This is a genomic window from Cryptosporangium arvum DSM 44712, from assembly GCF_000585375.1.
In the GTDB taxonomy this organism is placed as follows: domain Bacteria; phylum Actinomycetota; class Actinomycetes; order Mycobacteriales; family Cryptosporangiaceae; genus Cryptosporangium; species Cryptosporangium arvum.
The window spans coordinates 2168215-2191680 of the sequence record NZ_KK073874.1; the positions used below are offsets into that span (position 1 = coordinate 2168215).

The 23466-nt window shown below is 70.7% G+C and carries 27 protein-coding genes; 1 reads left to right on the top strand and 26 read right to left on the bottom strand.

The genetic code is table 11. The features are described 5' to 3' along the window. Positions 1-2: 2 nt before the first annotated feature. The 24 genes from fliP to CRYAR_RS10195 form a co-directional block, all read right to left on the bottom strand. Positions 3-812 carry a flagellar type III secretion system pore protein FliP gene (gene fliP, locus CRYAR_RS10080; protein ID WP_035850095.1) on the bottom strand — a complete coding sequence of 270 codons (810 nt, stop codon included), beginning with the start codon at positions 810-812 and terminating at the stop codon, positions 3-5. Beyond that, positions 809-1330 carry a flagellar biosynthetic protein FliO gene (gene fliO / locus CRYAR_RS42915; RefSeq protein WP_051569988.1) on the bottom strand — a complete coding sequence of 174 codons (522 nt, stop codon included), beginning with the start codon at positions 1328-1330 and terminating at the stop codon, positions 809-811. The genes fliP and fliO overlap by 4 nt, the downstream gene beginning before the upstream one ends. Then, positions 1327-2082: a flagellar motor switch protein FliN gene (gene fliN / locus CRYAR_RS10090; RefSeq protein ID WP_035850097.1), complete on the bottom strand. Its 756-nt coding sequence runs from the start codon at positions 2080-2082 to the stop codon at positions 1327-1329. The genes fliO and fliN overlap by 4 nt, the downstream gene beginning before the upstream one ends. Further along, on the bottom strand, positions 2079-3035 hold the full coding sequence (locus CRYAR_RS10095; RefSeq protein WP_035850099.1) for a flagellar motor switch protein FliM: 957 nt from the start codon (positions 3033-3035) through the stop codon (positions 2079-2081). The genes fliN and CRYAR_RS10095 overlap by 4 nt, the downstream gene beginning before the upstream one ends. A 76-nt stretch (positions 3036-3111) precedes the next feature. Next, a complete protein-coding gene (locus tag CRYAR_RS10100) occupies positions 3112-3576 on the bottom strand; it encodes a flagellar basal body-associated FliL family protein (protein ID WP_035850101.1) in 465 nt (154 codons plus the stop codon). 85 nt (positions 3577-3661) lie between these two features. Next, positions 3662-4558 carry a flagellar motor protein MotB gene (locus tag CRYAR_RS10105; protein WP_035850103.1) on the bottom strand — a complete coding sequence of 299 codons (897 nt, stop codon included), beginning with the start codon at positions 4556-4558 and terminating at the stop codon, positions 3662-3664. A gap of 1 nt (position 4559) precedes the next feature. Further along, on the bottom strand, positions 4560-5327 hold the full coding sequence (locus CRYAR_RS10110) for a motility protein A (RefSeq protein WP_035850105.1): 768 nt from the start codon (positions 5325-5327) through the stop codon (positions 4560-4562). Further along, complete coding sequence (locus CRYAR_RS10115; protein ID WP_211247370.1) at positions 5327-5602, bottom strand: flagellar FlbD family protein; 276 nt, start codon at positions 5600-5602, stop codon at positions 5327-5329. Before CRYAR_RS10115 ends, CRYAR_RS10110 begins: the two co-directional genes overlap by 1 nt. A 96-nt stretch (positions 5603-5698) precedes the next feature. Beyond that, complete coding sequence (locus tag CRYAR_RS10120) at positions 5699-6898, bottom strand: flagellar hook protein FlgE (protein ID WP_035850109.1); 1200 nt, start codon at positions 6896-6898, stop codon at positions 5699-5701. Positions 6899-6930: 32 nt separating this feature from the next. Further along, positions 6931-7734, bottom strand: coding sequence for a flagellar hook capping FlgD N-terminal domain-containing protein (locus CRYAR_RS48535; protein ID WP_063725693.1), 804 nt, complete (start codon positions 7732-7734; stop codon positions 6931-6933). A gap of 82 nt (positions 7735-7816) precedes the next feature. After that, positions 7817-9733 carry a flagellar hook-length control protein FliK gene (locus CRYAR_RS10130; RefSeq protein WP_157017558.1) on the bottom strand — a complete coding sequence of 639 codons (1917 nt, stop codon included), beginning with the start codon at positions 9731-9733 and terminating at the stop codon, positions 7817-7819. Next, positions 9730-10806, bottom strand: a complete 1077-nt coding sequence (locus tag CRYAR_RS10135; protein WP_211247371.1) for a transglycosylase SLT domain-containing protein — start codon at positions 10804-10806, stop codon at positions 9730-9732. The genes CRYAR_RS10130 and CRYAR_RS10135 overlap by 4 nt, the downstream gene beginning before the upstream one ends. A gap of 22 nt (positions 10807-10828) precedes the next feature. After that, entirely contained in the window at positions 10829-11302 is a 474-nt protein-coding gene (locus CRYAR_RS10140) for a flagellar FliJ family protein (protein ID WP_035850116.1), read from the bottom strand. Then, on the bottom strand, positions 11302-12654 hold the full coding sequence (locus CRYAR_RS10145) for a FliI/YscN family ATPase (protein WP_035861609.1): 1353 nt from the start codon (positions 12652-12654) through the stop codon (positions 11302-11304). Before CRYAR_RS10145 ends, CRYAR_RS10140 begins: the two co-directional genes overlap by 1 nt. Beyond that, complete coding sequence (locus CRYAR_RS10150) at positions 12651-13376, bottom strand: FliH/SctL family protein (protein WP_051569989.1); 726 nt, start codon at positions 13374-13376, stop codon at positions 12651-12653. Before CRYAR_RS10150 ends, CRYAR_RS10145 begins: the two co-directional genes overlap by 4 nt. Further along, complete coding sequence (gene fliG / locus CRYAR_RS10155; protein WP_035850118.1) at positions 13360-14373, bottom strand: flagellar motor switch protein FliG; 1014 nt, start codon at positions 14371-14373, stop codon at positions 13360-13362. Before fliG ends, CRYAR_RS10150 begins: the two co-directional genes overlap by 17 nt. Then, complete coding sequence (fliF, locus tag CRYAR_RS10160) at positions 14373-15986, bottom strand: flagellar basal-body MS-ring/collar protein FliF (protein ID WP_035850120.1); 1614 nt, start codon at positions 15984-15986, stop codon at positions 14373-14375. Before fliF ends, fliG begins: the two co-directional genes overlap by 1 nt. A 3-nt stretch (positions 15987-15989) precedes the next feature. Further along, positions 15990-16373, bottom strand: coding sequence for a flagellar hook-basal body complex protein FliE (gene fliE / locus CRYAR_RS10165; protein ID WP_211247372.1), 384 nt, complete (start codon positions 16371-16373; stop codon positions 15990-15992). Positions 16374-16376: 3 nt separating this feature from the next. Continuing rightward, on the bottom strand, positions 16377-16781 hold the full coding sequence (locus CRYAR_RS10170) for a flagellar basal body rod protein FlgC (RefSeq protein ID WP_035850123.1): 405 nt from the start codon (positions 16779-16781) through the stop codon (positions 16377-16379). A 14-nt stretch (positions 16782-16795) separates the two neighbouring features. Further along, on the bottom strand, positions 16796-17194 hold the full coding sequence (flgB, locus tag CRYAR_RS10175; RefSeq protein ID WP_035850125.1) for a flagellar basal body rod protein FlgB: 399 nt from the start codon (positions 17192-17194) through the stop codon (positions 16796-16798). Between the two features lie 54 nt (positions 17195-17248). Continuing rightward, a complete protein-coding gene (locus tag CRYAR_RS10180; protein WP_035850127.1) occupies positions 17249-17569 on the bottom strand; it encodes a hypothetical protein in 321 nt (106 codons plus the stop codon). 75 nt (positions 17570-17644) lie between these two features. Beyond that, the gene (fliS, locus tag CRYAR_RS10185; protein ID WP_035850129.1) at positions 17645-18034 is read right to left on the bottom strand and encodes a flagellar export chaperone FliS; all 390 of its coding nucleotides are present in this window, start codon (positions 18032-18034) and stop codon (positions 17645-17647) included. Positions 18035-18047: 13 nt separating this feature from the next. Further along, entirely contained in the window at positions 18048-19379 is a 1332-nt protein-coding gene (fliD, locus tag CRYAR_RS10190) for a flagellar filament capping protein FliD (RefSeq protein ID WP_035850131.1), read from the bottom strand. A gap of 67 nt (positions 19380-19446) precedes the next feature. After that, complete coding sequence (locus CRYAR_RS10195; RefSeq protein WP_035850133.1) at positions 19447-20316, bottom strand: flagellin N-terminal helical domain-containing protein; 870 nt, start codon at positions 20314-20316, stop codon at positions 19447-19449. Between the two features lie 182 nt (positions 20317-20498). On the opposite strand from CRYAR_RS10195, the gene CRYAR_RS10200 reads away from it, so the two are divergent. Continuing rightward, positions 20499-21641, top strand: coding sequence for a sensor histidine kinase (locus tag CRYAR_RS10200; RefSeq protein ID WP_051569990.1), 1143 nt, complete (start codon positions 20499-20501; stop codon positions 21639-21641). Here CRYAR_RS10200 and CRYAR_RS10205 read toward each other — a convergent pair. Both CRYAR_RS10205 and CRYAR_RS10210 read right to left on the bottom strand, forming a co-directional pair. Next, positions 21625-22479 (bottom strand): PHP domain-containing protein, encoded by an 855-nt coding sequence (locus CRYAR_RS10205; RefSeq protein WP_035850135.1) that lies wholly within the window; start codon positions 22477-22479, stop codon positions 21625-21627. The two genes, CRYAR_RS10200 and CRYAR_RS10205, sit on opposite strands and share 17 nt — an antisense overlap. A gap of 13 nt (positions 22480-22492) precedes the next feature. Further along, on the bottom strand, positions 22493-23347 hold the full coding sequence (locus CRYAR_RS10210) for a sigma-70 family RNA polymerase sigma factor (RefSeq protein ID WP_035861624.1): 855 nt from the start codon (positions 23345-23347) through the stop codon (positions 22493-22495). Positions 23348-23466 lie beyond the last annotated feature (119 nt).

Below are 23466 nucleotides of genomic sequence, written 5' to 3' on the forward strand. Positions count from 1 at the left end.
TCCTACCGGTAGCTCGCGACCAGCGCGGTCACGACGAGGGTCCAGCCGTTGGACATGACGAACAGCAGAAGCTTGAACGGCAGCGACACCATCACCGGCGGCAGCATCATCATGCCCAGCGACATCAGCGACGCCGACACGACCATGTCGACGACGATGAACGGCAGGAAGATGACGAAGCCGATGATGAACGCGGCACGCAGCTCGGACAGCACGAACGCGGGGATCAGCACCGGCAGCGAGACGTCGTCCTTGTTCTTCGGCCTGGGCTTGTCGGCGACCCGGTTCATCAGCGCGATCTCGTCCTTGCGGGTGTGCTTGAGCATGAACTCGCGCAGCGGCTGGACGCCGTCCTGGAACGCCTCGGTCTGACTCTTGGTGCCTTTCAGGTACGGCTGGACGCCCTGCGAGTTCACCTGGCTGAGCACCGGCGTCATGATGAAGATGCTGATGAACAGCGCGAGGCCGGCCAGGACCTGGTTCGGCGGGATCGTCTGCAGCCCGAGCGCGTTGCGGATGATGCTCAGCACGACGAAGACCTTCGTGAAGCACGTACAGAGCAGCATCACCGACGGGGCGATCGAGAGCACGGTCAGCGCGATCAGCAGCGTCACCGCGGTGCTGGGCTTACCGTTCGGGCCGTTGTTGACGTTCACCGTCACCTGACCGCCCGGTGGCACCGGGGGAGTGGGTGCGGCCGGTTCGACCACCGGGGTGCTCAGCGGGGCCGCGGGCGCGGGAGCCGGATCGCCCCAGATGACCAGGGCGATGACGAAGCCGAGGAGCAGTAGCCCCGCCGCCCGACGTCTCATCGTTGGCGACTCGCGCCGAATTTGGGGGGCAGGGTGCGGACGAAGCCGACCACCTGCGACCAGGTCGCCGGGGACAGCACCGACCCGGCCAGCGGCCCCGGCGCGGACTCGCGCGCGGCGTGGCGCGCCCCGCGGGCGGGCCGGGCCCGCACCGGGCGGGGCCGGTCCGGGTCGGCCGGTGCGGGGGAGACCGGCGCCCGGTCCTCGGGCCCCGAGGAGAGCACGTCGCCGACGTGGTCCGCGAGCACCGCCGAGAACGGAGCCGACCGTTCGAACGCGGCGAGCGGAGCTTCGGTGAGGTACGTGACCTGGGCGTCGGTCACCCCGAGCACCAGGGCCCGGTCGTCGACCTTGACGACGGCCACCGACGCGCCGCGGCTCAGCTGCTGGCGGGAGAGCACGGCGAGCGACGAGAGACCGCGCCCGCCCGGGCCGCGACGCACCAGCCGGGCCAGACCCCACATCAGCAGGAGCACGACGGCCAGCGAGAACACCGCGCGGAGCGTGGCTTCGATCATGAGCCGGAGGGCCGATCGCTGTCCGGCGTGATGATCTCGGTGACCCGGATCCCGAAGTTCTCGTCGATGACCACGACCTCGCCGCGGCCGATCATGCGCCCGTTGACCAGCAGGTCGGCCGGGCTGCCGGCCAGCCGGTCCAGTTCGACGACCGAGCCCGGCGTCAGCGAGAGCAGGTCGCGCACGGTCATCCGGGTCTGGCCCAGCTCCGCGGTGACGTCCATCTCGACGCCGTGCAGCAGGTCCAGCCCGTGTTGCATCGGTGCCGGCGCCCCACCACCCCCGCCGCCCGAGGCGATGCTGGTCACCGACGTGATCAGCAGGCCGATCAGCGCCCGGACCCCGCTGTCGTCGCTGAGCAGCACGAACGCGGCGTCGCCGGATTCCGAGAGCGCGGTGAGCCCGGCCTCCAGGTCGGGCACCGGGATGCCCTGCTCGACGATGACCGCGCCGAGCGTCCCGGCGGCGGCCTCGGCGACCGGCTGGAGGGCCTGGGTGAGGTCGAGCGCGCCCATCGGGCTCTCGGCCAGCGCGTCGACGAGATCCTGGCTGACCGCGACCAGGAGCTGACCCTGGGCGGCGCCGGAGAAGCTGGCGAGGACACCCTGACCGACCAGACCACCGCTGTCCGGGACGACCTGCGGCTCACCGGCGGTGAGCGGGTCGACCGCAGGCAGCAGCGGCAACGCCGCGGTGGCGGCGGCGCCGACCCGCGCGAGCACACTCGCCGCGGCCTCCGTGGATGCGGTCAACGCCTGGCGTCCTCTCTCGGGGGATCGACGACCAGACACGCCAGCCGCGCCCCGTGGTTACCGGGGACGGCGTGGGCCAGCGTGATGCCGTTGGTGCTGACCGTGAGGGGCCGGTTGACCGGGTGGCCGAGGGAGACCACGTCGCCCGGCTCGAGCGCGACGATCTGCTCCGGGTACATCTGGGTCGTGCCGAACCGCACGACCACCGGCAGCTTCGCGCCCAGCAGACCGCCGGTGAGGTTGCGCAGCGCCAGGTCCTTGGCCATCCGCTCGGCCGGGGTCAGCGCGGTCGCCTCGTCCGCCTTCTGCAGCGCCTGCATCACCGCCGCGAACGGCAGGCACATCGTGGCGATGCACTCCTGGCTGCCGACCTTCATCTCCAGCGACACGACGACCATCGGGTCCGACGGCGCCGCGGCCTGCGCGAACTGGGGGTTGTACTCGATCGCGCCCGCCTTCGGCTCGATCTTCTTGACGGTGTCGAACGAGTACCGGAACTCGCCCAGGATCCGGTCGAGCAGCCCCCGGAACAGGACCGTCTCGATCTCTGAGAGCTCGCGCTGCGGCTGCGCCCCGCCCGGCCCGCCGAGCAGGTGGTCGATGCACGCCAGCGCCATGTCGACCGGGATCTCGAGCAGCGTGATGCCGGGCAGCGGGGAGAGCGTCACCATCGTGAGCAGCGTCGGGTTGCCGATCTGGGCGATGTACTCGTCGTAGCTGAGCTGCTCGATCGAGACCAGGCTGACCTGGGAGATCGCCCGCAGGCTCGAGGTGAGCAGCGTCGTGTACTGCCGGGCGAACGTCTCGTAGGTCATCTGCAGCGTCCGGGCGTGCTCCCGGGACAGCTTCGTCGGCCGACGGAAGTCGTACGGCTGCGGACCGGCGCCCTTGGATCGCCGCGACAGCCGGCCGGCGGTGCGGGGGGCGCCGGCGGGCGCGGACGACGAAGTCACGTCGGCCCGATCGGACGTGAGCCTTGGTTTCTGAGAAGAATGCCCTGTATGTGATTGTGAACGGCGATAGCGCTCGTCACTGGATGACGAACTCCGTGAAGTACACCGCCATCACGTATTCGAGTTTCTCCTCGGTGTAGGCCTTGACCACCTTCTCGGTCAGCTCGGCCTTCTCCGCTTCGCGCTGCTTGTTCGTGGACAACTCGGCCACTTCCAGGTTGCTGAACTGCGAGATGACGATGTCCAGGGCCTTGCTGGTGTCCACGGCCTCGACGGCGTTCGTCGTGGTCTGGAGCGCGATGGCGATCTTCAGGTAGTGCCCGTCGGCCAGGTTGACCGTGATGGCCTCGGCCACCACGACGGCGCTCGGAGTCGGCTCGGGATGAGCGTTCTCCTCGCCGGAGTGGGCGAAGAAGGCGAAGTAGGCGCCGACGCCACCGCCGCCGAGCACCACCACCGCGGCCACGATGATGATGATGAGCAGCTTCTTCTTGCCGCCCTTCTTCTTCTCGTCTTTTTCGTCCTTGTCGTCCTTAGCCATCGCACGTCCTGGTCGTCATTTTTCGCACTTTAGTGGTGTGAATCGGTCTCCGTCGAGCTATCGGGGCTCGTGGCGGACCGGGGCCTCAGATCGCTTTCGCGGCGGCCGGCAGCAGCGAGCTGGTGTCGTCGGGCAGATCGGAGAGCACGATGATCTCCACCCGGCGATTCAGCTTGACCGAGCGGACGTCGCTCGGGCTGATCAGCGGTTTCGTGCCGGCGAAGCCGACCGCTCGCAGCCGGTTGGCCGCGATGCCCTCGTTGCTGATCAGGTACCGCACGACCGCGCTGGCCCTGGCTGTGGACAGCTCCCAGGCCGACGGGTAGTTGCGCGTCGGCACCGGCAGCTGGTTGGTGTGGCCGTCGACCTCGATGTCGTTGGGCAGCGACTTGAGCGTGGGGCCGACGGCGTCCAGGATCTGCTGGCCGCCCGAACGCAGGATCGCGCTGTCGCCGGAGAACACCACCGAGCTCGTCACCACGGTGACGACCAGGCCACGCGAGTCGATCGTGAACGACGCGTCGCCTTCCAGGCCGCTCTTCTTCAGCGCGGCTTTGATCTTCTTCTCGGCCTCGGTGAGGTTCTGGGCCTCGGCCTCGGCGGCCAGCATGCGGGTCTGGGCCTTGGCCAGTTCGGCCGCCGACACGGCTTTCTTGACCAGCGCCTGCTCGGACTCGGTCATCTGCCCGGCCGGGCCCGATCCGGCCGCCAGATCCAGCCCGGCGCTGTCCGAGGCGCTGCTCTGCAGGACCGAGCTCGAGCCCTGCAGCACGGCGTTGGTGCCGAACGCCTGGTTGAAGCCCTCCTGCAGCTGGATGACCTTCGTCTGGTCGACGTTGCTCATCGCGAAGAGCACCAGGAACAGGACCATGAGCAGCGTCATCATGTCCGAGTAGCTGACGAGCCACCTTTCGTGGTTCTCGTGCTCCTCGTGCTCTTCGTGCTTCTTGCGTTTGCCGCCCCCGTGGCCCCCGCCCGACATGTCAGGCGGCCGCCTTGGCGGGTGCCGGGTTCGGGAGCAGCGCCTTCAGCTTCTGGGCGACCAGACGCGGGTTCGCTCCGGCCTGGATCGCCATGATGCCCTCGATCGACAGGTTCATCTGGTCGACCTCGAGCTCGCTGACGCGCTTGACCCGCGAGGCGATCGGCAGCCACATCAGGTTCGACGACATCAGACCCCACAGGGTCGCGACGAACGCGGCCGCGATGACGTGACCGAGTTTCTCCGGCTCGGCGAGGTTCTCCAGCGCGTGGATCAGACCCGTGGTGGTACCGATGATGCCGATCGTCGGTGCGTAGGAGCCCAGGTCGGTGAAGAACTTGGCCGCCGCCTTGTCCCGCTTCTTCTTCGCCTCGATCTGGCCCTCGAGGATCTCACGCAGCTCTTCCGGGTCGGTGCCGTCGACCGCGAGCTGGAGCCCGTCCTTGAGAAACGGGTCGTTGACCTCCTTGATCGCGTCCTCGAGCGCGAGCAGACCCTCTTTACGGGCCCGCTCGGCGAGCTTGACGATCGTGTCGACCGACGCGCCGGCGTCGATCTTCTTCGCGGTCAGCGCGCCGATGAAGTTCTTCCCGAACGCGATCGTGTCCTGCATCGTCGCGCCGGTCATCGAGGCGCAGATCGCACCGCCGAACACCAGCAGCAGCGGAGCGGGCAGAAAGATCGACCCGATGTGGCCGCCCTCGAGGATGATCGTGGTGAAGACGATCGCGAACGCCACCACGATCCCGATGATGCTTGCGGGGTCCATCAGCGCTCCGGACGGTGCAGCGGGACGACGATCTGCGAGGCAGCGTCGTCCGTGGCGGTCAGGGTCGGGTTCTGCGGCTCGAGCACGGCTCGCTGGGCCTCGGCGATGACCGCGGCCCGGTACTGACGGATGAGCCGGGTGACGTCGGCCAACGACTCCAGGACGACGTACTTCGTGTTGTCCACGAGCGTGATGACCGTGTCGGGCGTGACGTCGGCGCGCTCGATCAAGTCCGGGTTCAGCGCGAACTCCTGGCCGTTCAGCCGCGTCAACACGATCACACCTGTGTCATCGGCGGGTGGCGCGCGAGGGTGAGGAAACGGTGCAGGACGGGTGCGAGCCGGGCCCGTGCCCGTCCCGCACCCGTCAGGTCACCGCTTGAGGTTGATCAGGTCGTTGAGCAGCTCGTCGGAGGTGCTGATGATCTTCGAGTTCGCCTGGAAGCCGCGCTGGGCGATGATCAGGTTGGTGAACTCGCTGGCCAGGTCGACGTTCGACATCTCCAGCGTGCCGCCCATGATCGCGCCCCGGCTGCCGCCGCCGGGCGTCCCCATCTGGGGCACGCCGGAGTTGACGGTCGTGCGGAACATCGAGCCGCCGGCCTTCTCCAGACCGGCCGCGTTGTTGAACGACGCGAGCGCGATCTGGCCGAGCGGCTTGCGCAGGCCGTTGGTGAACGACCCGACGAGCTGGCCGTCCTTGGTGATCGAGAAGCCCTGCAGCGAGCCCATCGCGTAGCCGTCCTGCTTCTGCGGCGCGACGGTCGTGGTGCCGGCGTAGTTCGTCAGGCCGGCGATGTCGACCGCGATGTCGCCGGCGGCGCCCGGGAACGTGAGGGTGGCCGGGTCGGGCGTGGTGCCGGTCGCGGAGAACGTGATGTCGCCGCCGTCGAAGTCGGTGGTGCCGTCGCTGACCTTCACCGCCCAGGTGTCGGTGGACGCGCCCTTGGTGAGCGTGAGCGTCAGCTCGGAGGCGTTGCCGGAGCCGTCGTAGACGGTCAGCGACGGGGTGATGACCGTGCCTTCCTTCGCGTCGCTCGGCAGGTTGCCGGAGAACGTCACCTCGGTGCTCTGGGACGGCGCGAGCAGCGTGTTGATCGGCAGCGACATGTCGGTCGGGGTCGTGTTCGACGCGATGACCCCGTCGGCGTCGGCCACCCAGCCCTGGACGCGGGCGCCGTCGTTGGTGACCAGGCCGCCGTTCGCGTCGAACGAGAACGAGCCGGCCCTGGTGTAAAGGGTCTCGGCGCCGGTCTTCACGGTGAAGAAGCCGTCGCCGCTGATCATCAGGTCGGTGCTGCGGCCGGTGGTCTGGGCCGAGCCCTGGGTGAAGTTCGTGGAGATGCCGGCGAGCTGGACACCCAGGCCGACCTGGGCGGGGTTCGTCCCGCCCTGGACCGCTCCCTGCGGTGAGGCCGGTGCCTTGAGCATCTGGTTCAGCGTGTCCTGGAACACCGCCTGGCTCGACTTGAAGCCGGCCGTGTTGACGTTCGCGATGTTGTTCCCGGTCACGTCCATCATCTGCTGGTGGGCGCGGAGACCGCTGATACCGGAGAAGAGCGAGCGCAGCATAGATCGGTTCCTTTGCTTCGGTAGCGCGGGCGCTAGGCGCCGGGGTCGGTGGCATCCGGCGCGGTGCCGGGTGTGGTCGGGCCGGGCGGCGTGGTCGGCGACGCGGTAGCGGGATCCGGGCTCCCGGTACTCACGCCCCCGGGAGCGGTCCCACCCGGGGCCGCGGTGCCGGGCGTCGTGGTTCCGGGTGTCGTGGTGCCCGGCGCCGTAGTGCCTGGCGCCGCGGTGCCGCCGGGCGCCGTCGTGCCCGGCGCCGTCGTGCCCGGCGACGTCGGGCCGCCCGGGGCGGTGGTGCCCGGGACCGTGGTGGGCAGCGGGGACTGGGGCGTGGTGGCGCCGGGCACCGCGTCGCCGATGGGCGTCACCATGTCTCCGGAGCCACCCGCCACCGGCGACGTGCTGGTCGCCAGCCCGACCTTCCCGACCGCGGTGACGCTCGACATCGGGATCGACAACCCGTTCACGGTGACGCTCGGGTTCGAACCCAGCGTCGCGCCCTCGACCTTCCCGGTCACCGAGTTGCCGGTCGCGTCGGTGTAGGTCACGTCCTTGCCGACGAGGTTCGCCGCGCCGAGCGTCAGCTGCGCGGTGAGCATCTGCTGCTGCACCTCGGCCAGGTCCGTGAGCTTCTCGACCGTGGTGAACTGCGCGGTCTGCGCGACGAACTCGGTGCCCTGCGCCGGGTTCATCGGGTCCTGGTACTTCAGCTGGGCGACGAGGAGCTTGAGGAACGCGTCCTTGTCCAGGTCGGCCGACGGCGGCTTCACCGGGGCGGCACCGAGCGCCTGGTTCAGCGTCGCGCCGACGTTGCTGGACTCCGAAAGCGGGGCGGTCATGACAGCTCCTCGCTACGCTCGCAGCCGTCATGACCGCGGGGCGACTCTGTTTCCCGGACCTCGCGCGAGCGCTCGCTCATGGCTACACCTGCAGGTCGAGAGCGTGGCGGCCGGCGCCGGTCGGCGTCGGCTCCGGGTATCCGCCCGGTCGCGGCGCGGCCGGGCGGCCGGTCTCGGCGCCGGGATCACCGGGCTGGCCGTTGCGGCCGGGCTGCCCACCGGGCCCCTGGCCGGTGGCCGCGAACTGGCGGTTCTGCTGGCCGGCGGGGGAGTCGCCGAAGTCGAACGCCGCCCCGCTGAACCCGGCGTCCTCGAGCTGCTGGCGCAGCTCGGGCAGCGCGGCCCTGAGCGTCTCCCTGGTCATCTCGTTCGCACCGCCGAAGTGCAGGTGGACCTGGCCGTTGCGGATCTCCGCGACGACGCTGATCGTGCCCAGGTCGTCGGGGCGCAGCTCCATCGCGATCCGGTGGACGCCGTCACCCTGCGTACGCAGCGGAATGATCTGCTCGGCCACTTGCGCGGCCGGCGGCGGGGGAGGCGCCTGGTCGGGTGCGTTCGCGCCGGTGAGGTCGAGCTGCTGGGGCTGGCTCACGTCCGGCGTGTGCAGCGGGGTGAACGCGGTCGCGTCCGGAGCCGCCGGTGCGTCGGCCGCGGCCAGCGCGTCGGTGAAGCCCTCCTCGCGGCCCCCCTCGGTGCCGCTCCCGGTACCGGCGTCGCCGGTGGTGCCCGGGCCGACGCCGAGCGCGCCCGGAACGTAGCCGGGCAGGTCGATCGGCGCCGGGATCGGTCCGCCGGGCGCCGGGACCGGCGCCGCGGTGAGCACGGGGTCGGCCGCCAGAAACTGGTCGAGCTGCGCCGCGGTGGCCTGGACCGCCGCCACCTGGGCCGCGGCGTTCTGCGCGGCGGTGGCCTGGGTCGCGGCGAGTTCGGCGGGCGAGAGCTGCCGTCCGGACTTCGTGACGACCGGTGGTCCACCCCCGGCCTCGAGGCCGGCCAGGCCGCTGAGATCGATGCCCTGGCCCAGGCCGGCCGCCTCACCGGTCGCACCGGCCCCGGGCGGGGCGGCACCGGGCCCACCGGCACTGGGCCCACCGGCACCGGGCCCACCGGCACTGGGCCCACCGGCACTGGGCCCACCGGCACCGGGCCCACCGGCACCGGGAGCGCCGGCGCCGGGGATCCCCGCCCCGGGCGCGGGCGCCGCTCCGAGCCCGTCGCCGAGCGCACCCGCCTCGCCGAGCGCGCCGGTGAACGCGGCCAGATCGACCTCGGCCAGCGACGCCGCGGCGGCCGCGCTGTCGGCGTTCGCGGTGATCGCCGCCTCGACCGCCGGCCGTGCCTCGGCCGCGCCGACCACGGTCAGCTCCGGCAGCCCGAACGCGCGGGTGCTCGGCGAACCCCCGTCCGGGGGCGCCACGCCCGGTACGTCCGGTCCGGCGAGCCCGCGGAGCCCGGCCAGGCCGGTGAAGGTCGGCGACCCCTTCGCGTTCAACCCCAGCGTCGCGGGGTTCAGCACCGGCCCGGTCGCGATACCGCCCTCGCCCTCGGTGACGACGCCGATGCCGATGACGGCGACCGGCGGGGCGTCGGCGCCGATGTCGCCGGTGGCGCCGGAGCCCAGCGCGAGCTGGCCGTGGGCGAGCAGCGCCGCGGGCAGCGCGAGCGCACCGGCGGTGTCCGACGGCGGCATTCCGGTCATCGTCGTGTGCCAGGCCTGGTTCAGCACCGCGCGCCGGCCGCTGTCCTCCTCCGGCGCCTTGCTGGGCTTCTGCTTGGTCTTCGGACCTTCCGAGGAGTCCTGCTCGGAGATCGTCGTGTCGTCGGCGCCCTTGCTGCCCGAGGCCGCCTGGAGCGCGGAGACGAACCGTTCGTCGTCGTCCTGGCCCTGCCGGGGGCCGTTGTCGCTGCCCATCTCACCGGCCGGCCGGGCGGGAGTGGTGTTGGTCGCGGCCATCAACGACATGGTCGACTGGGACGCGGGAAGGGGAGAGATGCTCACGAGGCGTCCTTTCCGAGCGCACGCAGGGCGTTCTGCACCTTGACGACGTACTGCTGGGTCTCCGCGTACGGCGGGATGCCGTCGTAGCGGCGGACCGCGCCCCCACCCGCGTTGTAGGCGGCGAGGGCCAGTGGCAGCGACCCGAACTCGTTCAGGTGCTGCTTGAGCAAGCGGGCGGCGCCGTCCACGGCCTGCCGGGCGTCGAACGGATCGACGCCCAGTTCGCGGGCAGTGGCCGGCATGATCTGCATCAGGCCGCGCGCGCCGGCGCGGCTCACGGCGTCGGGATCGTAGTTCGACTCGATCTTGGCGACCGCCGCCAGCAGCGCGGGAGAGATCCCGCGGCGGGTTCCGGCCGAGGTGAACAGGTCGGCGAACGGCACCCCGGCGAGCACCCCACCGCTGCCGGCCCCGCCGGCCGACGCGGCCGAACCGAGCGCGGCGTTACGCAGCAGGCTGCCGGCGGCGTTGAGCGCGGAGGTCTGCAACTCCTCGGCGGGCAGCACCCGGCGGATCGAGGTCGGGGTCTCGTAGACCGGGCCGATCTTCACCTGCTCGCCGGGCTCCGGCGCGTGCAGCATCTTGCCCTTGCCCAGGTAGATGCCGATGTGCTCGTAGCCGTCGAAGACCAGCAGGTCACCGGGCTTGGCCTGGCTCAGCGACGCGACCGGGGAACCCTCCAGCCGCTGGTGGCGCACCAGCCGGGGAACCTCGACGCCGAGGTCCCGGAAGACCCGCTGCACCAGCCCGGAACAGTCCAGGCCCTTGGCCGGGTCGGTGCCGCCGAACACGTAGGGCACGCCGAGGTACTTGCGGGCCGCGGTGACCACGTCGGCGCCGGTCGGGCCGCCGGGGCTGAGCGCGTTCCCGACGCGGTCGACGGTGCTGCTCCCCGCGGTGCCCCCGGTGGCCGCCGTGGCCTCGGTGGCCTCGGACGCGCTCGTCTGGGCCGCGCTGAGCGCTCCGGCGAACCCGGACGGCTGCCCCACCCCGGCGCCGAACCGCGTCGCTGTCTGCGCGATCTGGCTCTGGATCGCCAGCATTCGCGACGTGACCTCCGCCAAACCGGTCAACGATGCCCCCTCGTCCCCTGCTTCAGGAGCCTTCGTCGCCCCCGGCAGAGTTCTCCGTGTTGTCCATCGGCGGCTTCGTCCGCGACCTTCGGGTTGTGGCCAATTCGTCGACGAGCACCTGGTCCTCGGCCAGCTCGGCCGCGGCCCGTTCGGCCTTGTGACGTTCCTCGAGCTTCTCCACGGCCCGCCGGGCCTGGGACGCGTCGGTGTAGTCGCGCAACTTCGCCGCGACCGCCTCCTGCGCGTCCACCACGACGCGCTGGGCCGCGAAGAGCTCACCGGCCAGCGCCTGCCGGGCCGAGATCGCGGCCACGTACGACCGGGCCAGCGCCGACTCCGGGAGCTGCCGCCCCCGCAACGTCTCGCCGCTGCGCTCCACCATCAGCTCCGCTTCCCGTAGCGCCGCCCGCGCGGCGAGCACCTCGCCGCGCAGCGCGTCCTCCTTCGCCTGACGCGCACGCAGCACGGTGGCGAGCCGGAACCGTTTCTTCGCCATCAGCTGGAGTTCAGCAGCTGGGCCATGGCGTCCCAGGCGGCGCCGGCCGGATACGGATCCCCGAGGCTCTGCCGCAGGAACGCGGTGATCGCCGGCCAGAGCTCGCGGGCCCGGTCGGCGTCGGGGTTGGTGCCCGGCACGTACGCGCCGATCTCCAGCAACTCCCGCACGTCCCGGTACGCGGCCATCAGCCGGCGCAGCTCGCTCGCCATCGCTTTCTGCTCGCGGGTCGTGATCGCGCCGGAGACCCGGGACACCGACTCCAGCACGTCGATCGCGGGGAAGTGCCCGGAGGTCGCGAGCTTGCGGTCGAGCACGACGTGCCCGTCCAGGATCGAGCGGGCGGTGTCGGCGATCGGCTCGTTCTGGTCGTCGCCCTCGACCAGCACGGTGTAGAGCCCGGTGATCGTGCCCGCGGACCCGGGCCCGGCCCGTTCGAGCAGCCGCGGCAGCAGCGCGAACACCGACGGCGGGTACCCCCGGGTGGCCGGCGGCTCACCGGCCGAGAGCCCGACCTCGCGCTGGGCCATCGCGGTCCGGGTGAGGCTGTCCATCATCAGCAGGACGTCCTTGCCGCGGTCGCGGTACCATTCGGCGATCCGGGTCGCGACGAAACCGGCACGCAGCCGCACCAGCGGGGGCGTGTCCGAGGTCGCGACGACCACGACGGCGCGGGCCAGGCCCTCCGGCCCCAGGTCGTGTTCGAGGAACTCGCGGACCTCACGCCCGCGTTCCCCGATCAGCGCGACGACCGTGATCTCGGCCTCGGTGCCCCGGGTGATCATCGACATCAGGCTGGACTTGCCGACGCCGGAGCCGGCGAAGATGCCGATGCGCTGACCCCGGCCGCACGGCACCAGCGTGTCCAGCGCGCGGACGCCCAGCGGCAGCGGGAAGCGGATCAACCCGCGTTCCATCGCGGTCGGCGGCTCGCCCTCGACCGAGACCCACTCGGTGTTGACGAGCGGCGGCCCGTTGTCCATCGGGCGCCCCAGGCCGTCGAGCACCCGGCCGCGCAGCGACTCGCCGACCTGGATCTGCAGCGGCGACCCGGTGTTGACCGCGCGGTCACCGGCTCCGACGCCCCCCAGCGGGCCGAGGGGCAGGCAGGACAGGCGGGCGCCGTCGAGCGCCACCACCTCGGCGGCGATCGTCGTGTTGTCGCCGCGCCCGGAGCCGCTCCGGATGCCGGCCATCCCGCCGATGCCGCCGATCCGGACCAGGTCACCGACCCGCCCGGGCACACCGACGACCGACACCGACAGACCGAGCACCGAGTCGACGCGGCCGGTGACCTCCGGCTGGGCCGCGCGGATCGCGGGCGCCAGCCGGTGCTGGAGCAGCCGGCTCACCACGGCTGATCGGTCGCGTCGACCATGCCCAGCGCTTCGCCGACGCGCAGGAGAGCCGCGGAGAGCCGGGCGTCGACGACCGTCGCGTCGCTCTCGGCGATCGCGTCGCCGCTGGCCAGCGATGCGTCCGGCTCGAGGGTCACGGTGCGCCCGTCGATGACGAGCGGGCCTTCGTGGTCGGCTTCCGCGGTGAGCGTCGCGTGGTCGGCCGGGTTGACCCGCACCAGCACCGGGCGGCCGACCGGCACCAGCTCGAGCGCGCGCGCCACCGCGTCGCGCCCGGGTGAGTCGGCCAGCGCGAGCTCCCGGCCCAGTACCGCCTCTGCGAGGACGAACGCCGCGCTGACCAGCTCGTTCTCTAGCTCCATCGCGCTCGGCGCGGCCCGCTGCTCCAACGCGTTCGCGGCCGCCGCGACGGTCTGCAACGCCCGCTGCAGGCCCGCTTGCCGAGCCTGGTCGAACCGCTGGGTCTCCTCCTCGGCGAGCCGGCGGGCGGCTTCGGCCTCCAGCTTCGCCGCGCGTCGGCCCTCGGCCCACCCGGCGGCGAACCCGGCGGCCTTCGCGGCTTCTTTCGCCGCCGTGAGCTCGGCGTCGACCGCGGGGACGCGCGGCACCCGCCCCCCGGCCCGGCCGAGGTTCGTGTCGAACGACGCGCTGACGGCGACGTCGGCCGCCGCGCCGCGCAGCACGCCGGTGGCGGTCGGGTCAGGCGACGAACTCATCGTCGTCTCCCCGCCGGATCGTGATCTGGCCCGACGCTTCCAGCGCCCGGATGTTCTGGACGACCTTCGCCTGGGCCTCCTCGACCTGGCGGAGGCGGACCGGGCCGAGCATCTCGACCTCGTCGGCGAGGTTCTCGGCGGCCCGGCCGGACAGGTTGCGCATGATCTTGTCGCGCACCGCGTCGTTGACGCCCTTGAGCGCGGTGGCCAGGTCGGCCGACTCCACCTGGCGGAGCACCAGCTGGATGGACCGGTCCTCGAGCCCGATGATGTCCTCGAACATGAACATCTTGCTGCGGACCTCTTCGGCCAGCTCCGGGTTGAGCGTCTCGAGGCCCTCGAGGATCATCTTCTCGGTGCCGCGGTCGGCGCGGTTGATGATCTCGACCAGCGGTTGCAGGCCGCCGACCACCGACATCTCGGTCGGCTGGAGCACCGAGGAGAGCTTGCGTTCGAGCGTCTCCTCGACCTGCCGGATCGTGTCGGGCGACGTCCGGTCCATCACCGCGATGCGGTTGGCGACGTCGGCCTGGAGGGTGGGGGAGAGCCCGGACAGGATGCCCGAGGCCTGGGTCGCGGTCATGTGGGCCAGCACCAGCGCGATCGTCTGCGGGTGCTCGTCCTGGAGGAACGAGAGCAGCTGGCGGGCCTCGGCCCGCTGCAGGAAGTTGAACGGGACGTCCGCGATGCTCTTGGAGAGCCGCCCGATGAGGTCGGCCGCCCGTTCCGCGCCGACCGAGGCTTCCAGTAGGTCGCGCGCGTAGTCCAGGCCGCCCTGGCCGGCGTACTTGTTCGCGGTGGCCAGGTCGTGGAACTCGAACAGGACGTCGTCGGCGGTCTCGGTCTCGATCTGCCCGAGCCGCGCGATCTCCGCGGTCAGCTCCTCGATCTCGTTCTCGCGCATCTGCGCGAGGATCTTCGAGGACGCCTCCTTGCCCATCTGCACGAGCAGGATCGCGGTCTTGCGCAGCCCGGTCATGTCGGTGGTGGTGGTCATCAGCGCGACACCTCCCGGCGGTCACCGAGCCAGCTGCGGAGCAGCTGTGCCACCTCCTCGGGCTGCTTCTCCACCATCTCGGCGATCTCGCGCTGACGGGTCTCCTTGTCCGGGCCGAGACGGGTCGGACCGGCTTCGATCGCGGCGGGGCTGTTCGCCGCCTCGAGTTCGCGCATCCGCTCCCGTTCGAGCGCGGCCTGCATCTCCTCGAGCTGCAGCCGCTCGGACGGGGTGAGCGTCGTCCGCTGCTGCTTCTTGCGGTTCTTGCGGCTGACGAACGCGGCGATCAGCATCAGCAGCGCGATCAGCCCGATCGCGGCGCCGCTCTTGATCGTGCCCATCATCTGGGCCTGCTTGGCCGCGGCCTGGGACTCGGCCAGCTCCTTGGCCGCGGCCTTCGCCGCCGACTCGTCGAACGGCAGCGCGGTGACCGCGAGGCTGTCGCCGCGGGTGGTGTCGAGCGCGGCCGCGGACTGCACGAGAGTCTGGATCTTCGCGGTGTTCGCCGACGCGGGGACGTTGGAGTCCAGCAGCACCGCGATGCCCATCCGGCGGATGGCGCCCGGCGCGGAGTTGCGGGTCTCGGTCACCGAGTTCACCGCGTTGTTCTTCGTCGTCGTGCTGTTCTCGTAGTTGTTCGAGCCGTTGGACCCGCTCGGCACCTGGATGTTGTCGGGCCCGAGGACACCGCCGACCGCGTTGCCGTTGCCGGAGAACGTCTCGGTCTTCTGGGATTCGGCCAGCGGCTGGGTGTTCGCGTCGGAGTTGTAGGTCTGGGTCTTGGTCTGGGTGTTGTCGTAGTCGAGGTCGGCGGTGACCGTGACCGCGGCCTTGCCCTTGCCGACGACCTGCTCGAGCATCGTGCGGATCGAGTCCTGCATGTCGTCCTCGAAGGCCTCGGTCTGCTTCGAGCTGGAGTCGCCGCCGGCCGCGGTCGTGGTCTGACCGCCCTTGGCCAGTACGGAGCCGTCGGCGCCGGCCAGCGTCACGTCGGAGGAGTCCATGCCCTCGACGCTGGAGGAGACCAGGTTGATGATGGCCTGCACCTGGCTGTCGGTGAGGTCCTTGCCGGCCGCGGTCTTGACCAGCACGGACGCCGTGGGCCTCTGCTGGTCGTCGGCGAAGACGTCCTTCTGCGGCAGTGCGAGGTGGACGGTGGCCGCCTCCACGCCGTCGATCGAGGAGATCGTGCTCGCCAGCTCCCCTTCGAGCGCGCGCTGGTAGCTGACGTGCTGCATGAACTCCGACGTCGTCACGCCCTGCTTGTCCAGCAGCGAGTAGCCGGTGTCCTCACCGGCCGGCAGCCCCTGCCCGGCCATCTGCAGGCGCAGGTCGTAGACCTGGTCGCGCGGCACCATGATCGTGGCGCCGCCGTCGGCCAGCTCGTACTCCACGTTCGCGGCGCCGAGCTTCTCCACGATCGCCGACGCGTCGGTGGCCGACAGGTTGCTGAACAGCGAGGCCATCGTCGGCTTCGACGCCCAGGAGGCGAAGAAGTAGCCGCCGACGACCAGGGCCAGGACCGCCACGACGAGCACGGCCTTCTGCCCCGCGGAGAAGGCCTTGAAGCCTTCGACTCCGCGGCCCAGGGCACGCTTCAGGCGGTCGACCATCGGTTACTGCATCCGCATGATCTCTTGGAACGCGGCGACGGCCTTGTCCCGCACGGCGACGGTCAGCTGGGTCGCCAGCGCGGCTTCGGTCGCGGCGACCGTGTAGTCGTGGACGTCGGTGAGGCTGCCGGTGGCGGCCTTCACGGCCAGGTCGTCCTTGCGGGTCTGCAGCGCCTGGAGGTTCTGGAGGCTGTCGGCGAGCTGGGCGGCGAAGCCCTTCGCGCTCTCCGAGGTCTCCTCGGTGTTGCCGGCGGCCGGCAGCGCGCTGCTGGTGCCGCTCATCCCGATGCCGGAGACCGCGATCGGGGCGATGGGGTCACTGGCGCCGCCGGCGCCGATCGCGCCGACGGCGCTGAACGAGCCGATTGAACCGATCGGAGTCGTCACTTATCAGCCCTTCCCGAGTTGGATGGCCTGCGTGTAGGAGTCCTTCGCGCGGTCGATCACGGCCAGGTTGGACTGGTAACCGCGCTGCGCCATCAGCAGCTGGCCCATCTGGTCGGCCAGGTCGATGTCGGGCATCCGGACGTACCCCTCGGCGTCGGCCATCACGTTGTCCGGCGCGTAGACCAGGCGCCCCTCGGCCGGACCTTCGACGATGCCGCCGACCTGGACGCCGCCCTTGCCGTCGCCGTAGTCGACCGCCTGCGCGATGACCTGTTTGGCGCGGTAGGCCTCGCCGCTGGTCGGCCGGACGTCGTTGATGTTGGCGAGGTTGTCGGAGATCGCGTCCAGCCACTTGCGGTGCACGGTCACGCCGGTGCTGGAGATGCCGATGGCAGGAAAGAGGGACATTCGCACTCCTGGAGCTACGCGCCGCCGCCGGCGGCCACGGTGCGGATCGCGCCGTACTGGTCGTCCATCGCGCGGATCATCAGCTGGTACCGCAGCTGGGTGTCGATGTTCGAGATGACCTCGTGGTCGAGGTTGACGTTGTTGCCGTCGGTGCGGGTCGGCTCGAGCGACCGGGCCATCGACGGCTGGGTGGCCTCGTCGGCGAGCGCCGCGCGGCTGATCGCGGCCCTGGTCTCGCCGTCGAAGCCGGCACCGGCGTCCACGGCCTGACGCAGAGCGTCCTCGAACTGGACGCGGCCGGCCAGGAACTGGGGGGTGTTGACGTTGGCGACGTTGTCGGCCGTCACGCGCTGGCGCATCGCCAGGCCGTCCATGGCGGTCTTGATCACGCTGGAAGTGACGGTGTCGAACACATCTCCCCCTACGGCTCTCGGGAGCAGTTCCTGAGTAGTTCTGGTGCACTGCGGTCAGATCGCTTGATCCAGGTACGCCGGGCGGGCGGCGCCGCTGTCGAAGAGCTCGATCTTGCTGGTCAGCGCGGCCTGCCTCCGGTTTCCGGCCATCGCTCTGGCGATCGCCTCGGCGGCCGCGAGCTGCCGGGCCAGGATGCGGTCGGCCCGCGGCCGCAGGTCGAGCGGGAGCGGGCCGATGCCCTCCGGCGGCGCCCAGGCGTCCGACGGCGGTGTCTCACGCAGGAACTGGTCGGCGCGCAGGAGTTCCTCGATCTCCGCGACGTCGGCCTCCAGGTGGTCGAGCGCGTCCACCCAGGCCGACCGCCAGTCGGTCAATGAACTCTTTTCAATCTCACGGATTACCGCCGGCTGGGCGCCGTCCGCAGGGGTCGATCGAAAAGAATTCATCCGTCAGGCCGACCCGACGGCCATCGCGGCCTCGCGCCAGGCGTCGCGCAACTCGTTGGCCAGCTCGAGCGTCGACGCGGCCTTCCCGGCGTCCTGCTTGATGTTGGCCTGGACGAGCTCCGAGAGCATCCAGCGGTAGAGCGCGGCGACGTTCTCGGCGCCGTCCCAGGCGGTGAGGTCGAGGGTGGCCAGCAGCTCGCTGATGATGTCCTGCGCGTGCATCAGACGCTCACCGGCGAGCAGCCGGTTGCCTTCGCGGATCGCCTGTTCGCCCTGGGCGATGTCCTGGACGAGACGGTCGTAGAGCATCACCAGCAGCCGGGCCGGCGACGCGGTGCTGATGCTGTCGGCCAGGTAGCGGGCGCGTGCGGCGCCGGGTGGCGGGTACGTCATCAGGTACTCACTCCTAGGAGTTGCTCGCGTTGCTGGCCGCCGTCTGGCTGCTGAGCCAGCTGGACTGGCTGGACACCTTCGCCAGGGCGCTCTCCATCGCGGAGAACTGGCGTTGCAGCGCGGTACGGCGATCGGCCAGCTTGGTGTCCCAGTCGAGGATCTCCTTGTTCAGCCGGGAGATCATCGTCGTGCCGCTCTTGATCTTCTGGGTGAGCGTGCCGTTGATCGTGTCGGTGGCGGTCTCGCCGACCTTCTGCAGGCCACCGGCCAGCCCGTCGGTGACGGCCTTCTGCACCTTGGCCGGATCCTCGGCGTAGGCCTTGAGGAAGTCGTCCTTCTTGAACTCGAGCTTGCCGCCCTGGGTGAGCTGGACGCCCATCTGCTTGAAGCTGCCGAAGCCCGACAGGCCCTGGCTCACCGTGCTGAGGACCTGGCTGGCGAGCTGGCGCACGGTGTAGTCGCCGGCCAGCGGCCCGGCCGACGACTTGGCGCCGGGGGAGGTCGCGATGCCGGGCGCCGACGACGAACTGATCTGCGCCAGCGCGCTGTTGGCCGCGTCGACGAGGGCCTGCATCTTGTTCGCGATGCCCTCGGTGTCCTGGTTGACGCCGATCGTCACGTCGGTGGCGAGCTTGCTCGCGGTGATCGTCACGCCCGGCATCGCGCCGGTGAACGTGTTGCTGCTGCTGGAGATCTTGAAGCCGCCCTGGTCGGGGTCGCCGACGGTGAGCTCGGCGTCGGCGCCTGCGCTCATCACCTTGGCGTCCGAGGTGAGGCCGGTGACCTCGAAGGCGTTGGCCTTGCCGGTCTTCGTCGAGGCCAGCTGGAGCACCGGCCCGGAGTCCGTGGTCACGACCGAGGCGCGGACCGACAGGCCGGCCTTGTTGATCGCGTCGGCCACGCCCTGGGGTGTGTTCTCGTCCACGGTGAGGCTGGTGGTCACCGCGTCGCCGCCGGTGCCGATCGTCAGGTCGAAGGTCCCGTTCGACGTCGCCGGGGTGTCGGTGCCGGCGAAGGCCGAGGTCACCCGGTGCGCGGCGGCCAGCTTCGTGACCGAGAACGTCAGGTCGCCGGTCTGCGCGCCGGTGGACGCCGTCGCGACCACGTCGGTGGAGGAGGACGTGGCCTTCGCACCTTTGAACGCGTCGAACTTCGTCAGTTCCTTCGCCGCGTCCAGCACGGCCTTCATCTTGTTGTTGACGGTCTGATAGGCCGTGTTGTTCGTGGTGTAGTCGGAGACTTTGGTCTTGAGGTTGGTCTGGGGCGCGGCTTCGGCTGTGATCAGGGCATTGATCAGCGACGTGGTGTCCATGCCGCTGGCCAACCCGCCGAGACTGGTGACCATGGGGTTCCTCCAATGGAACAGGGGCGGTGCGCGGATGCGCACCGCCCCTGGCCGTCAGTCAGACGAATCAGCCGAGGAGCTTGAGGACGCCCTGGCCGCTCTGGTTGGCCTGCGCCAGCATCGACGTACCGGCCTGCTGCAGGATCTGGTTCTTCGAGAACTTGACCATTTCCGAAGCCATGTCGGTGTCGGTGATGCTCGACTTCGACGCGCTCAGGTTCTCGATCGCCACGTTGACGTTGTTGATCGTGTGCTCGAAGCGGTTCTGGATGGCACCGATCTGCGAGCGGACCGTGGAGACACCCTTGATCGCGGTGTCCAGCGCGTCGATCGCCGCGCTGGCGTCCGTGGTCAGGTCGAGGTCCTTCACGCCGAGACCCTCGGCGTTCAGGCCCGTCAGGCCGGCCTTGCCGAGCGCGCCGTCGGCGCTGCCGGAGGTCAGGTCGATGCTGATCTGCGCGGCGGCGTTGGTGTTCTTCGAGGCCGAGTCGACCTGGAACGCGCCGTTGTAGCTGCCGTCGAGCAGCGACTGGCTACCGAACTTCGTGCTGGAGACGATGCGGTCGAGTTCCTTGTTCAGCTCCTGGAACTCCGTGTTCGCCGCGGCCTTGGCGTCCGAGTCCTGCGAACCGGAGTTCGCGGCCTGGACGGACAGGTCACGCATGCGCTGCAGGATCGACGAGGTCTCGCCGAGCGCGCCGTCCGCGGTCTGGGCGACGTTGACGCCGTCCTGCGCGTTGCGCGCCGCGACCGTGAGGCCACCGATCTGCGACTTCAGACCTTCGCTGACGGAGAGGCCGGCCGCGTCGTCCGCGGCGCGGTTGATCCGCAGACCGGAGGACAGCTTCTCCATCGAGCCCGACACGGACTTGTCGTTGACCGACAGGTTCCGGTAGGCGTTGGCGGCCGAAACGTTGGTGTTGATGCGAAGCGACATTCTGGTGTTCCTCCTGGACGAATCGTGCTTCTGGCCGGACCTTCCGTGGACCGATCAATGACGACATCGCCCGGGGTGCCACTCGTCTGAGTGGTTTCGCGTAAAACTTTCCGGGGAAGCGCGTGAGGTAACTTCACGCGTGTTTGATGGTAATTCGGGTGCTTGCTGCCAGTATGGGCGGCATGGATCTCCGGGCGGAGCCCGACTTCGACTCGATCGCACACCTCGCCGCGGAGATCTGCGGCGCGCCGATCGGGCTCGTCACGCTCGTCGACGGCGAGCAACTGTGGTTCAAGGCCCGCGTCGGGTGCGCGCTCACCCACACCGAGCTCGACTCCTCGTTCTGCCGGTGGGCGCTCGACGTCCCGGACCTGCTCGAAGTGCCCGACGCGCTGGCCGATCCGCGGTTCGCCGACAACCCGATGGTCGCCGGCGAACCGTACGTCCGGTTCTACGCGGGCGCGCCGCTGCGGGTCGGGGACGACCGGGCGCTGGGCACGGTCTGCGTGCTCGACCACCGCCCGCGCCGGCTCACCGAGGCGCAGCAGCGGGCCCTGCGCGCGCTCGCCCGGCACGCGACCGCCGAGGTGGAGCTGCGCCGGTACGCGCGGGAGGCGTCGGGTGCCGCCGGGCGGGCCCGCGACCTGGAAGCGCTCGAGGAACGGATCCTCACCACCGTCGGGCACGAGCTGCGTACGCCGCTGTCGTCGATCCGCGGGTATCTGGAGATCCTGCTCGACGACACCGAGCCGCTGGATCCGGCGACCGCGCGCCAGTTCCTCGGCGTGATGCAGCGCAACTCCGAGCGGCTGCTCCGGCTCGTCGACGACATGCTCACCGCGGCGGAATTCAGCAACGGTGGCATCTCGCTGCGGCTGGCCGACGTGGACCTGACCGAGCTCGTCGCGTCGGTGGTCGAGCAGAGCCGTCCGCTCACCGACCACTCCGCGGTGCGATTGCTCTGGGAGGCGCCGGGCACGGTCCGGGTCACGGCGGCCCGGCGGCCGCTGGAGCAGGCGCTACGTCATCTGCTGCTGAACGCGATCCGGTTCACGTCGGCGGGGGAGATCCGGGTGCGGGTCGAACCGTCGATCCCGGCGGTCCTGGTGAGCGACACCGGAACCGGCATCGCGGCCGAGGACCTGCCCCGGCTGTTCGACCCGTTCTACCGCTCGGCGGCGGCCGAGGCGGACGCCGTGCAGGGCGCGGGCCTCGGCCTGACCGTCGTCCGGGCGATCGTCGAGGCGCACGGGGGCGCGGTGGCGATCGACAGCACGCCGGACGTCGGAACCACCGTGCGGCTGACGCTCAATGCCGTTTCTTGAGGACCCAGAAGTCGTAGGGGTGCGCGCCCGGGCCGAAGCCGTGGGTCTCGACCATCGCGGCGGCCTCGGGTAGGCCGGTGGCGAGCAGGTCGGGGCGGTGGGCGTCGCTGCCGAAGCTCACCGCGGTGCCGCCCTCCTCCCGCCACCAGCGGACGATCACCGGGTCGAGCGGGTTGCGCGTGTTCACCTCGAGCGCGCGACCGGTCCCGGCGAGGGCGCGGAGGGCGTACCGGTACTCCTCCTCGAACGCGTACGGATCGCACGGCCCGGCGGACGCCGGCCAGTAGCGGACGGCGAAGTCGATGTGCGCGAGGACGTGGAAGACGTCCGACCCGGCCGCCAGCTCGGCCACCTCGGCGAGGTACTGCCGGACGACGGCGTCGGCGGGGAGCGCGTTGAAGGCGTCCCCGGCGTCGTAGTCGAGTTCCGGGGTGTGCCGGATCGTGTGCACCGAGCCCAGCGCGCGGTCGAAGCGCCCGAGCGTGACCAGGTCGGTCGCGCTCCGGTGGTGCCAGTGCGGTTCGCTCAGTTCGACGCCGGTGAGAATGCGCAGGTCGGGAAAGAGGTCGCGGCACCGGGCGACTTCGGCGAGGTAGCCCTCGACGTCCAGCGCCGGGGGAGTGACCACGCCGTCGGCGTCGGTGTGTTTCGCCAGCCAGTCCGGCAGGTCGTGGTGCGGGTCGACGAGCGTCGTGAGGCCGAAGTCGGCGTGTTCGGTGAACGCGATCGACGGCAGCCCCAGTTCGACGGCGCGCACACACGTCCGCTCCATGTCCCCGAGCGGGGCGTCCCACGAGAACTGGGTATGCACGTGCCCATCAGGTGGATACGAGGTCATGCGTCCAGTCTTGTCACCCGGCGGCTCTGGTGGGAGTGCCGAGCGGTGTGGTGTGGGACAACCTGGTGCGCAGGTCGCCGCGGGCGGCGACGTCGGCGTAGTACGCGGCCCGACGCCGGGCGACGCATCCCTCCGGGCGGTCGGCCCCGGCGACCTGGTCCGGGTCGAGCTGGGAGTTGATGCCGTCGCGGAGCAGGGTGAGTGCTTCGGCGCGGAGTTGGGAGACGCGTGATTCGGTGACGCCGAGTTCGGTGGCGATGACGGCCATGGGGCGTTCGTCGAGGAAGTAGGACTCGACGACGGTGCGGAGGCGTTCGGGGAGGGCGGAGATGGCTTGGTGGAGGTAGCCGATTTTTTCGCGGTGGAGGAGGAGTTCTTCGGGGCCTTGGGTGCGGTCGGGGACGAGGTCTTCGGCGGTGCCGGCGGCGAAGCCTTGGAGGGAGAGGACGACGGCGCGTTGGACGTCGTCGGCGGCGGAGTGGAGTTCGGCGACGGCGACGCCGAGGGTTTCGGCGAGTTCGGTGTCGGTGGGGGTGCGGCCGAGTTGGGCGGTGAGTTCGGCGGTGGCGGTTTCGATTTTGCGGGCGCGGTGGCGGACGGAGCGGCTGGCCCAGTCGAGGCCGCGGAGTTCGTCGAGGAGGGCGCCGCGGATGCGGACGGTGGCGAAGGAGCCGAAGGGGGTGCCGCGGGTGGGGTCGAAGGAGCGGGCGGCGGCGGCGAGTGCGGCGAGGCCGGCGGAGGTGAGGTCGTCGCGGTTGACGTGGGCGGGGACGCGGCCGAGCATTTCGCGGACGAGGTGGCCGACCAGCGGCAAATGCTCACGCACCAGGTCCTCGTTGTGCCGGTTGGCGTTGGCACCGGTACTCACGGTGCCCACGGTGTCAGCGGTGAGGCGCACAGGAACGGCCCTTTCACGTTCGTCGACGGTCCCCGGGAGACCGGGATCCACCGGACGCTTCGCGCGGCTACTGATGTCACTGCGGAGCG

Excerpts from the sequence above, each read along its gene's own strand:
- fliP (WP_035850095.1), bottom strand. The coding sequence starts at position 812 with ATGAGACGTCGGGCGGCGGGGCTACTGCTCCTCGGCTTCGTCATCGCC.
- fliO (WP_051569988.1), bottom strand. The coding sequence starts at position 1,330 with ATGATCGAAGCCACGCTCCGCGCGGTGTTCTCGCTGGCCGTCGTGCTC.
- CRYAR_RS10100 (WP_035850101.1), bottom strand. The coding sequence starts at position 3,576 with ATGGCTAAGGACGACAAGGACGAAAAAGACGAGAAGAAGAAGGGCGGC.
- CRYAR_RS10105 (WP_035850103.1), bottom strand. The coding sequence starts at position 4,558 with ATGTCGGGCGGGGGCCACGGGGGCGGCAAACGCAAGAAGCACGAAGAG.
- CRYAR_RS10110 (WP_035850105.1), bottom strand. The coding sequence starts at position 5,327 with ATGGACCCCGCAAGCATCATCGGGATCGTGGTGGCGTTCGCGATCGTC.
- CRYAR_RS10120 (WP_035850109.1), bottom strand. The coding sequence starts at position 6,898 with ATGCTGCGCTCGCTCTTCTCCGGTATCAGCGGTCTCCGCGCCCACCAG.
- CRYAR_RS48535 (WP_063725693.1), bottom strand. The coding sequence starts at position 7,734 with ATGACCGCCCCGCTTTCGGAGTCCAGCAACGTCGGCGCGACGCTGAAC.
- CRYAR_RS10140 (WP_035850116.1), bottom strand. The coding sequence starts at position 11,302 with ATGGCGAAGAAACGGTTCCGGCTCGCCACCGTGCTGCGTGCGCGTCAG.
- CRYAR_RS10150 (WP_051569989.1), bottom strand. The coding sequence starts at position 13,376 with ATGAGTTCGTCGCCTGACCCGACCGCCACCGGCGTGCTGCGCGGCGCG.
- fliG (WP_035850118.1), bottom strand. The coding sequence starts at position 14,373 with ATGACCACCACCACCGACATGACCGGGCTGCGCAAGACCGCGATCCTG.
- fliF (WP_035850120.1), bottom strand. The coding sequence starts at position 15,986 with ATGGTCGACCGCCTGAAGCGTGCCCTGGGCCGCGGAGTCGAAGGCTTC.
- CRYAR_RS10170 (WP_035850123.1), bottom strand. The coding sequence starts at position 16,781 with ATGTCCCTCTTTCCTGCCATCGGCATCTCCAGCACCGGCGTGACCGTG.
- fliS (WP_035850129.1), bottom strand. The coding sequence starts at position 18,034 with ATGACGTACCCGCCACCCGGCGCCGCACGCGCCCGCTACCTGGCCGAC.
- fliD (WP_035850131.1), bottom strand. The coding sequence starts at position 19,379 with ATGGTCACCAGTCTCGGCGGGTTGGCCAGCGGCATGGACACCACGTCG.
- CRYAR_RS10195 (WP_035850133.1), bottom strand. The coding sequence starts at position 20,316 with ATGTCGCTTCGCATCAACACCAACGTTTCGGCCGCCAACGCCTACCGG.
- CRYAR_RS10200 (WP_051569990.1), top strand. The coding sequence starts at position 20,499 with ATGGATCTCCGGGCGGAGCCCGACTTCGACTCGATCGCACACCTCGCC.
- CRYAR_RS10205 (WP_035850135.1), bottom strand. The coding sequence starts at position 22,479 with ATGACCTCGTATCCACCTGATGGGCACGTGCATACCCAGTTCTCGTGG.